The organism is Streptomyces sp. NPDC025833 (assembly GCF_055558055.1).
This window is the reverse complement of sequence record NZ_JBVHNF010000050.1, coordinates 1-11,061: the sequence shown is the minus strand read 5'-3', so window position 1 is coordinate 11,061 and position 11,061 is coordinate 1. Positions and strand designations below refer to the sequence as shown.

Annotated in this window: 1 protein-coding gene and 1 pseudogene; both read right to left on the bottom strand. The window is 73.1% G+C overall.

The annotated features are described in order from the left end of the window. Positions 1-1,781 (bottom strand): annotated as a pseudogene (locus ACZ4K2_RS36835) (type I polyketide synthase); the annotation flags it as partial. 67 nt (positions 1,782-1,848) lie between these two features. Further along, the gene (locus ACZ4K2_RS36830; RefSeq protein WP_467770019.1) at positions 1,849-11,049 is read right to left on the bottom strand and encodes an SDR family NAD(P)-dependent oxidoreductase; all 9,201 of its coding nucleotides are present in this window, start codon (positions 11,047-11,049) and stop codon (positions 1,849-1,851) included. Positions 11,050-11,061 lie beyond the last annotated feature (12 nt).

The following is an 11,061-nucleotide window of genomic DNA, read 5'->3' as shown; positions in this document are numbered from 1 at the left end:
ACCGCATCGAACGCCTCCGCGAACACCGGAAACGCCCCATACAACCCACGCCCCATCCCCACCCGCTGACTCCCCTGCCCACTGAACAACAGGGCCACCCGGGCGTCGGTGCGCACGGCGCCCACCCGCACATGGGCACCGGGCTCACCGCCCGCCAACGAGGCCAGTCCTTCGACCAGTTCGGCCCTCTCGGTGCCGAGGACAGCCGCACGGACGTCCAAGGCGGAGCGGGTCGCGGACAGCGAGTGGGCGAGGTCCAAGGGGGTGAGTTCCGGGTGTGCCCCGATGTGGTCGAGGAGCCGACGGGCCTGGGCGCGCAGTCCCGGCTCCGAGCGGGCGGAGACGAGCCAGGGCAGGGGGCCGCTGTCGTCGGGTACGGGCTCGGCGTCGGCCGGCCCGGCCGGTGCGGGAGCCTGTTCGAGGACGATGTGCGCGTTGGTCCCGCTGATCCCGAACGAGGAGACCGCGGCCCGGCGCGGGTGCCCGGTCTCCGGCCAGGGGCGGGCCTCGGTCAGCAGCTCGACCGCACCCGCCGACCAGTCGACGTGCGGGGTCGGCGCGTCCACGTGGAGCGTTTTCGGCAGCTTGCCGTGGTGCATCGCCAGCACTGTCTTGATCACTCCGGCGACGCCCGAGGCGGCGGCGGAGTGGCCCAGGTTGGATTTGAGGGCGCCGAGCCACAGCGGCCGGTCCCGGTCCTGGCCGTAGGTGGCGATCAGGGCTTGCGCCTCGATGGGGTCGCCGAGTCTGGTGCCGGTGCCATGGGCCTCGACGTGGTCGATCTGGTCGGGGGTGAGGCGGGCGTTCTCCAGGGCCTGCCGGATGACGCGCTGCTGTGACGGTCCGCTGGGTGCGGTGAGGCCGCTGCTGGTGCCGTCCTGGTTGACGGCGCTGCCGCGCAGCACGGCGAGCACCTGGTGGCCGTTGCGGCGGGCGTCGGCGAGCCGTTCGACGAGGACGACGCCGACGCCTTCGGACCAGCCGGTGCCGTCGGCGGCCGCGGCGAACGCCTTGCAGCGGCCGTCGGGGGCGAGGCCGCGCTGCCGGCTGAACTCGACGAAGAGCACGGGGTCGGACATCACGGTGACGCCGCCGACCAGCGCGAAGGAGCACTCGTTCTGCCGCAGGGCCTGTGCGGCCAGGTGGAGGGCGACGAGGGAGGACGAGCAGGCGGTGTCGACGGTGACAGCGGGGCCCTCGAAGCCGTAGGTGTAGGAGAGCCGGCCGGACAGGACGCTGGTGATGTTCCCGGTCATCGAGTAGCCCTCGATGGAGCGCGGGGTGTGGCGCGGGTTCTCGATGTAGCGGTTGGCGCCCGCGCCGACGAAGACGCCGGTGCGGCTGCCCCTGAGGGTGGCCGGGTCGATGCCGGCCCGCTCGAACGCCTCCCACGACGTCTCCAGGAGCAGTCTCTGCTGGGGGTCCATCGCGAGGGCTTCGCGGGGGGAGATCCCGAAGAACTCGGCGTCGAACTCGCCCGCGTCGTGGACGAAGCCGCCTTGGCGTACGTAGCTCTTGCCGGGGGCGTCGGGGTCGGGGTCGTAGAGGTCCTCGGTGTCCCAGCCCCGGTCGGTGGGGAAGTCGGAGACGACGTCGGCCCCGGACTCGACCAGCCGCCACAGGTCCTCGGGCGAGCGGACGCCGCCCGGGAAGCGGCAGGACATGGCGACGATCGCGAGGGGGGCCCGTCCGTGCGCCTCCGTGGCGGCCAGGCGGCGCCTGGTCTGCTGGAGTTCCTCGGTCACCCGCTTGAGGTAGCTCCGCAGTTTGTGTTCCGTGCCGGTGTCGTTCATCGTCCACGCTTTCCAGAGAACGGCGTCGTCCGGGTCGGTCGGCTGGCAGAGGTCATCAGTCCAGCCCCAGTTCCCTGTCGATCAGGCTGAACATCTCGTCGTCGGTGACGGCGTCGAAGCCGTCGGGCCGGTCGTCTTCGGCGCCGGGTGCCGGATCGGGGGCGTCCTCGAACCTCCACAGCAGCGCCTGGAGGCGGCGCAGTACGGCGTCGCGGTCCTCGCCCGGGGCGGGAAGCGCATCGGTGAGTGCCGCTTCCAGCCGGTCGATCTCGCCGAGCAGGGGTGCCGACGGGTCCGCCGTGGTGGCCGGGGCGAGTTCCTGTCCGAGGTGGCGGGCGAGAGCGAGGGGGGTGGGGTGGTCGAAGGTGACCGTGGCCGGCAGGTGCAGGCCGGTCGCGGTGGAGAGCCGGTTGCGGAGTTCGACGGCGGTGAGCGAGTCGAAGCCTGCTTCGAGGAAGCCCCGGTCGGAGGAGACGGCCTCGATCGAGGCGTGTCCGAGGACGGCGGCGCAGTGGTCGCGCACGAGGTCGACGAGGAGGCGTTCGCGTTCCGTCCCGGTCTGTCCGGCGAGTTGCCGGGCGAGGTTCGTCGCGGACTGTGCCGTGGCTCCGGTGGCCTGGCGCCGGGGCATGCGCACCAGGCCGTGCAGGGGTGCGGGCAGGTTCCCGGCCGCGGCCGCCTTCCGCAGGGAGGCCGCGTCCAGGCGTACGGCGGCGGGGTTGGCGTCGGGGAGGGTCAGCGCGGTATCGAAGAGGTGGAGTGCGTCGGCCGCTGTCATCGGGGCGATTCCCGAGCGGCGCATGCGGGCCATGTCCTGCCGGCCGAGTTGCCCGGTGATGCCGCTGGTGTCCGCCCACAGGCCCCAGGAGATGGAGGTGGCGGGGAGCCCGGTGGACTGCCGGTGTGCGGCGAGGGCGTCCAGGAAGGCGTTGGCGGCGGCGTAGTTGGCCTGTCCGGGGCTGCCCAGCATCGCGGCGGCGGAGGAGAAGAGGACGAATGCGGCGAGGTCGTGGCCCGCGGTGAGGTCGTGCAGGTTGACCGCGCCGTCGACCTTGGCGCGCAGGACGCGTTCGAGGCGCTCGGGGGTGAGTGAGTCGATGAGTCCGTCGTCCAGTACGCCCGCCGCGTGGACGATCCCGGTCAGGGGAGCGGGTGTGCGGGCGAGGACGGCGGCGAGTGCCTCGCGGTCGGACGCGTCGCACGCCTCGACGCTCACATGGGCGCCGAGTTCCGTGAGGTCGGCGGTGAGGCCGGCCGCGCCGGGGGCGTCGGGGCCGCCTCGGCTGAGGAGCACCAGGTTGCGGATGCCGTGCCGGGTGACGAGGTGCCGGGCCAGGAGACCGCCCAGGGTGCCGGTGCCGCCGGTGATCAGGACGGCGCCGTCCGGGTCCAGGGGCCTGGGGATGCGCAGGACCAGTTTGCCGGTGTGCTTGGCCTGGGACATGAGCCGGAAGGCGTCCGCTGCCCGCCGCATGTCGTAGGACCGTACCGGGGCCGTGTGCAGCGCCCCGGTCGCGAACAGGTGGGTCACGTCGTCGAGGAGGGCGTTGATGTGGCCGGGGGCGAGGGTCATCAGGTCGTAGGGGAGGTAGCGGGTGCCGGGGTGGGTGGTGTGGACGGTGTCCGGGTCGCGGAGGTCGGTCTTGCCCATCTCCAGGAAGCGGCCGCCGTCGGTGAGGAGGCGCAGTGAGGCGTCGATGAACTCGCCCGCGAGGGAGTTGAGGACCACGTCGACGCCACCGGCGAACTTCTGCTCGAAGTCGAGGGTCCGGGAGCTCGCGATGTGCGCGTCGTCCAGGCCCATCGCCCGCAACACATTCCACTTGCCCTCGCTCGCCGTCGCGAAGACCTCCGCACCGAGATGACGCGCGACCTGGATCGCCGCCATGCCGACCCCGCCCGCACCGGCGTGGATGAGGATCCGCTCGCCGGGCTGGAGTCCGCCGAGTTCCACGAGCCCGTACCACGCCGTCAGGAACACGACCGGTACCGAGGCGCCCTGCTCGAACGACCACCCTTCGGGCAGCCGGGCGACCATCCGCCGATCGGCGACGGCCTGCGGCCCGAAGGACGGGAACAGCCCGAATACAGACTCCCCGACGGCGAGTTGCTCGACGTCCGAGCCGACTTCGGTGACCACGCCGGCGCCTTCACCGCCCATGGCCGCGACGCCCGGGTAGACGCCGAGAGCGATCAGCACGTCGCGGAAGTTGAGTCCCGCGGCGCGGACGGCGATGCGGATGTCGTGTGCGCCGAGGGGCTGGGGTGCGGTGTCGTCGGCGGGCTGGAGGGCCAGTCCTTCGAGGGTGCCGTCGCCCGTGGTGCCCAGGGTCCAGTCGCCGGGCGGCGGGATCAGGGCGGTGTGCTCGCTGTGGCGGGCGAGGCGGGGTGCCAGAGCCTGTCCGGCACGGAGCACGAGTTGGGGTGCGCCGCTGCGAACGGCGGCTTCGAGGAGCGCGGTGGAGTCGGGGCTGTCGTCCGTGTCGACGAGGGTGAGCCGGCCGGGGTGTTCGGTCTGGGCCGAGCGCACGAGCCCCCATACGGCGGCGTTGACGAGGTCGGGGACGGTGTCGTCGGGGGACGCGGCGACCGCGCCGTGCGTCACCACCGCCAGCGGGCCTCGGGCGTCGTCGGCGGCGAGCCGTTCCTGAACCTGCCGCAGGACCTCGGTGGTGGCCTCCGAGACGGCGTCCGCCAGGCCGCCGCCGTCGGTGGTCCGGCGGGCGATGTCGAGCTGGTCCGTGTCCGTGAGGCTTTCGGTGAGGTCGGCCGGGAGCCAGCGCACAAGGTGGAGAGCGCCGTTCGTGCCCTCACGGGCCACGCCGAGCTGGTCGGGGGCGACGCCGCGTACCGCCAGCTCCCTTACGTCGAGGACGGGCTGTCCGGTGCCGTCGACGGCTTGGAGGGTGAGCCGGTCGGGGCCGCTGGTGGAGAGTCGTACGCGCAAGGCGGGGGCGCCGGCGGCCAGGAGGGTGATGCCGGTCCAGGAGAAGGGGAGGCGTACCAGGCCGTCGTCGGCTTCGGGGGCGGTGAGCTGTGCCGCGTGCAGGCAGGCGTCGAGGAGCGCCGGGTGCAGGCCGAACCGGCTCGCGGAGTCGGCCGTGCTGTCGGGGAGCGCCACGTCGGCGTAGATGGCGTCACCGGCGCGCCAGGCGGTGCGCAGGCCCCGGAAGGCCGGGCCGTAGCCGTAGCCGCTGTCGGTGAGCCGGTCGTAGAAGCCGTCCATGTCCAGCGGCTGGGCGCCGGGCGGGGGCCAGGCGGTCAGGCCGAAGTCGAAGGAGGCGGCGTGGTCGTCGGCCGGGGCGAGGGTGCCGGTGGCGTGGCGGGTCCAGGCCGTCGCCGACTGGTCGGCGCCTGTGTCGGTGGTCTCCTGCGGGCGGGAGTAGATCTCCAGGGTGCGCAGTCCGTCGCCCTGGTCTCCGCCAATGGCGATCTGCAGTTGCGCGGCGCCGCGTTCGGGCAGGACGAGCGGGTTCTCCAGAGTCAGGTCGGCGACGCGGGAGCAGCCGGTGATGTCGGCGGCGTGCAGGGCGAGTTCGGCGAGCGCGGAGCCGGGGAGCAGGACGGTTCCGGCGACCGCGTGGTCCGCGAGCCAGGGATGGGTGCGGGTGGAGAGCCGTCCGGTGAGGACCATGTGGTCGGTTCCGGCGAGCGGGACGGCCGCGCCGACCAGCGGGTGGCGGCCCGCGGCGAATCCGAGGCCGGTGGGGTCGGCGGCCGGGCCGGAGGCGCTGCTCAGCCAGTAGCGTCGCCGTTCGAACGCGTACGTGGGCAGGTCGGTGGTCCCGGCCCCCTCGAACAGGGTCTCCCAGCGGACGGGCACCCCCGCGACGTGGACGACGGCCAGGGCGTCGAGGGTGGCCTGCGTCTCGTGCCGGTTGCGGCGCAGCAGGGGGGCGGCGGTGAGGCCGACGGCGCCGGGGAGGGTGTCGCGGACCATCGCGGTCAGGACGCCTTCGGGGCCGAGTTCGAGGTAGGCGGTGGTGCCGACGGTGTCCAGGGCCGTCACTCCGTCGGCGAACCGGACGGCCTCGCGCACCTGTCGCACCCAGTACTCGGGGGTGCGCAGTTCGTCGGGGTGGGCCGGGGCTCCGGTGAGGTTGGAGACCAGCGGGAGGGTGGGTTCGCCGTAGGAGACGGTGATCAGGATGCGGCGGAACTCGTCCAGCATCGGTTCCATACGGGCCGAGTGGAACGCGTGGCTGACGCGCAGGCGGCGGGTCTTGTGTCCGGCGTCCGCGAAACGCGCCGCCACCTCGAGTACCGGGTCCTCGTCGCCGGACAGGACGACCGAGGTGGGTCCGTTGACGGCGGCGACGCAGACGGCGTCGGCGCCGGGGACGTCGTCACGGGCGGCGGCCAGGCCGTCGAGGGCGTCCTGTTCGGAGACGGAGACGGCCACCATCGCTCCGCCCTTGGGCAGCGCGTGCATGAGCCGGCCGCGCGCGGCGACCACGACGGCCGCGTCCTGGAGGGACCACAGGCCCGCCACGTGGGCGGCGGCGAGTTCGCCGATCGAGTGCCCCAGCAGGTGGTCGGGCCGTATTCCGAAGGACTCGACAAGGCGGTAGAGGGCGACTTCGAGGGCGAAGACGGCGGCCTGGGTGAAGACCGTCTCGTCCAGCAGGCCGTCGGTGCCGTCGGCTCCGAGGACGACGTCACGCACCGATTGGTCCGTGTGCCCGGCCAGTTGCCGGTCGAGCTCGAAGACCGCCTCGTCGAACGCCTCGGCGAAGACCGGGAACGCCTCGTACAACTCGCGCCCCATGCCCACGTGCTGGCTGCCCTGGCCACTGAACAGGAACGCGACACGGACGCCGGGCCGAGCCGTCCCCGCCACCACGCCGGGCGCGGATCCGCCCTCGGCGAGCGCGTCGAGGGCGGCGAGCAACTCGTCCCGGTCACCGCCGCTCACGACGGCCCGCTCCTCGAACAGGGTGCGGTTGGCCACGAGGGCGTGCCCGATGTCCGCCGTGCCGGCGCCGCCGTCCGCCCGCGCGAACTCGGCGAGTCGCCGCGCCTGATCGGCGAGGGCCTGCGGGGTACGGGCGGACAGCAGCCAGGGCAGGACACGTTCGTCGTGCACGGGCTCGGCGGGGGCGGGCCCTTGCTCCAGGACCACGTGTGCGTTGGTGCCGCTCGCCCCGAAGGAGGACACGCCCGCACGACGGGGACGCCCGGTCTCGGGCCACTCCCGCGCCTCGGTGAGCAGCTCCACCCGACCGGCGGACCAGTCCACGTGCGGCGACGGCTCGGTGACGTGCAACGTCTGCGGCAGCACGCCCGCGTGCAACGCCATCACCATCTTGATCACACCCGCCACCCCGGCGGCGGCCTGCGCGTGACCGATGTTCGACTTCAACGAACCCAGGAACAACGGCTGCTCCTGCGACGGACGATCCTGCCCGTAGGTCGCGATGACCGCCTGAGCCTCGATCGGGTCTCCGAGCGTGGTACCCGTCCCGTGCGCCTCGACGGCGTCCACGTCCCCGGTCTCCAGACCGGCGTTGGCGAGCGCCTGCCGGATCACCCGCTGCTGGGACGGTCCGTTGGGAGCGGTCAGCCCGTTGCTGGCGCCGTCCTGGTTGACCGCGGACCCCCGCACGACGGCCAGCACCCGGTGCCCCTTGCGTACCGCATCCGACTGCCGCTCCACCAGCAGCACGCCCACCCCCTCGGCCCAGCCCGTACCGTCCGCCGCAGCCGAGAACGCCTTGCACCGACCGTCCGGTGACATCCCGCGCTGGCGGCTGAACTCGACGAAGAGGCCGGGGTGCGACATGACGGTGACGCCTCCGACGAGGGCCATGGTGCACTCGCCGTTCCGCAGCGCCTGGGCCGCCAGGTGCAGGGCGACCAGCGACGAGGAGCACGCCGTGTCCACCGTCACCGCAGGACCTTCCAGCCCGAAGGTGTACGCGACCCGGCCGGAGACGACACTCCCCGACGAACCGGTACCGATGTAGCCCTCGGCTTCCTCGGGCACCTCGGTGACGCGGGCGGCGTAGTCGTGGTACATGACACCGGCGAAGACGCCCGTCTGGCTGCCGCGCAGCCCGGCCGGATCGATCCCGGCCCGCTCGAACGCCTCCCACGACGTCTCCAGGAGCAACCGCTGCTGGGGGTCCATGGCAAGGGCCTCGCGCGGGGAGACCCCGAAGAAGTCGGCGTCGAAGTCGCCTGCGTCATAGAGGAATCCGCCCTCACACGCATAGCTCTTCCCGGGGACCGAGGGGTCGGGGTCGTAGAGGTCCTCCAGCTCCCAGCCCCGGTTCTCGGGGAAGCCGGCGACAGCGTCGCGGCCCTCCGCGACCAGGTCCCACAGGTCCTCGGGGGACTCGACCCCGCCGGGGAAGCGGCACGCCATCCCGACGATCACCACGGGGTCGTCGCTCGCCGCGTCGCCGGCCGGCTTGGGTCCGGCCGTGTCCGTCTCGGAGCCGACCAGTTCACCGCGCAGGTGGCGGGCGATGGCGGAGGGCGTGGGATGGTCGAACACGAGTGTCGCCGGCAGGCGCAGGCCCGTCGCCGCGTTGAGGCGGTTACGCAGGTCCACCGCGAGCATCGAGTCGAACCCGAGCTCCTTGAAGGGCCGTCCGGCGTTCACGGCCGCGCCGGACTCGTGGCCCAGGACCGCCGCGACGACCTCGCTGACCAACTGAAGCAGTTCATGCTCCTGTTCGGCCGCGGACAGTCCCGCGAGACGCCGGGCGAACCCGGAGGTCGTCGGCTCGCCGTCGGGAGTGCCGACACGCCGTTTGGCGGCGCGGACGAGGCCGCTCAGCAGCGGGGGAAGCAGTCCGGCGTCGGACTGGGCGCGCAGGGCGGCGGAGTCGAGGCGGATCGGCACGGCCAGCGCGGGGGCTGTGGCGGACAGGGCCGCGTCGAACAGCGCGAGCCCTTGCCGGTCGGTGAGCGGCAGGATGCCCCGGCGTGCCAGGCGGACGGTGTCGCCGCCGTCCAGGTGACCGGTCATGCCGCTGGCCGTCTCCCAGAACCCCCAGGCCAGGGAGGTGGCGGGGAGCCCTTCGGCACGCCGGGCGTGAGCGAGCGCGTCCAGGTAGGTGTTGGCCGCAGCGTAGTTCGCCTGCCCCGGACCGCCCAGGATGCCCGAGACGGAGGAGAAGAGGACGAAGGCGGAGAGGTCCAGGTCCCGGGTCAGCTCGTGCAGGTTGACGGCACTGTCGACCTTCGCCCGCAGCACCGTGCGGAGTTGCTCGTCGGACATGCCGGCCACGACACCGTCGTCCAGCACACCGGCAGCGTGCACCACACCCGCCAAACGACCCGGCACACGCTCCAGGACACCCGCCAGGGCATCCCGGTCGGCCGCGTCGCAGGCCTCCACCACCACCGACACATCCAGCGCGGCGAGCTCCTCCACCAGCTCGCCCACACCCGGCGCATCCAAGCCGCGACGCCCCAGCAGCACCAGCTCACGAACACCGTGGCGCACCGCCAGATGCCGGGCCACCAGACCACCGAGCGTGCCGGTGCCACCGGTGATCAGAACGGCACCCTCACCCCACGACACCTCCCCTTCCGTCACCACGTGCCGCACCAGACGCGGCACGCTCAACACGCCACTCCGCACCGCCACTTCCCGCTCACCGACCGCCAACGCGGCCCGCACATCAGCCAGCCACTCGTCCCCCTCCGCCTCCACGAGGACGAACCGGCCCGGATTCTCCGTCTCCGCCGACCGCACCAGACCCGCCAGCACACCCGCGGGGCCCCGCGTCACCGCCACCAACCGCGAGGACTCGAACCGCGCGTCGGCCAACCAGGCCCGCAGAACGGTCAGCAGCCGAACCGCGACGGCGTGTGCGTCGGAATCGTCGGCGCACGGCACGAGAACGGCTGCCGGGGCGGGGGTGCCGGTGTCGAGCGCGTGAGTCAGCGCGGCGAGGTCGGGGTAATGGGCGGTCTCCGGGAGCAGCGGGCCGAACACGTCCGCACCGAGAACGGCGAGCTCGGCCGGGTCGGGAGCGGGCCCCGTGGCTGTCGCCGGTACCCAGTCGAGGGTGTGGAGCGGATCCCTGTCGGTGACGGTCTCGCGCAGGCGTGCGGGGTCGATCGGACGCAGGGTCAGGGCGGAGACCTCGGCGAAGGGCCGGCCGTCGGTGTCCGTGAGGGTCAGTGCGACCGTGTCGGTGTCGAGCCGTGAGATACGGACACGGGCCGTGGTCGCGCCGGTCCCGGAGAGGACGACGCCGTTCCAAGCGAACGGCAGCCGCAGTCGGCCGTCGTCGGCGCCGGGGGTGTTTGCCGTGACGATGGCGTGCAGGGCGGCGTCGAGGAGGGCCGGGTGCAGGCCGAACCGGGAGGCGTCCGTGTCGTGCCCGGTGGGCAGGGCCACTTCGGCGTAGGTGTCGTCACCGTGCCGCCAGGCCGAGGTGAGTCCTTGGAAGGCGGGACCGTACTGGTATCCGAGCGCCGCGAGGTCGCCGTAGAACCCGTCCAGGTCGACCGGCTCGGCGCCGGCCGGCGGCCAGGCGCTCGCGCCGAAGCCGTCCTCGGACGCGGCGGACGTCTCATCGGAGAGCCTGCCGACAGCGTGGCGGCTCCACTCCCCGCCGAGTTCCTCATCGCCGACCCGCGAGTGGACGGAGACCGTACGGCCGCCCGTCTCGTCCGCGGCGGAGACGAGCACCTGGACCGCCACTGCTCCCTGTTCCGGGATGGCCAGCGGTTCTTCCAGGGTCAGTTCGTCCAGGCGACCGCAGTCAACGGCGTCGCCGGCCCGCAGTGCCAGTTCCACGAACGCCGCTCCGGGCAGCAGCACCGTCCCGGCGACCGCGTGGTCAGCGAGCCAGGGGTGCGCGGACAGCGACACTCGACCGGTCAGCACCACTCCGCCGTCCACACCCGGCACGCAGGCCCCGACCAACGGGTGCTCCGCGTCCCGAAGCCCGACCGCACCGAGGTCGCCGCGTGCGCCGGGGGGCGCCTGGAGCCAGTAGCGCTGGTGCTGGAAGGGGTAGGTGGGGAGGTCGGGTCCGGTCGTGCGGGTGGTACCGACGAGAGGGGTCCAGTCGACCGGGAGGCCATGAATGTAGGCCTCGCCGAGGGCGGTGGTGAAGCGGCGCAGGTCGCCCTCACCGCGGCGCAGGGTGCCCAGGACGACCGCCGCGTCCCCGACCGTGCCCTCGACCGGCGTGGTCAGCACCGGGTGGGCGCTGGTCTCGACGAACGCGTCGAAACCGTCCGCCAGCAGAAGGCGTACCGTCTCCTCGAAACGGACCGTCCGACGCAGGTTCGTGTACCA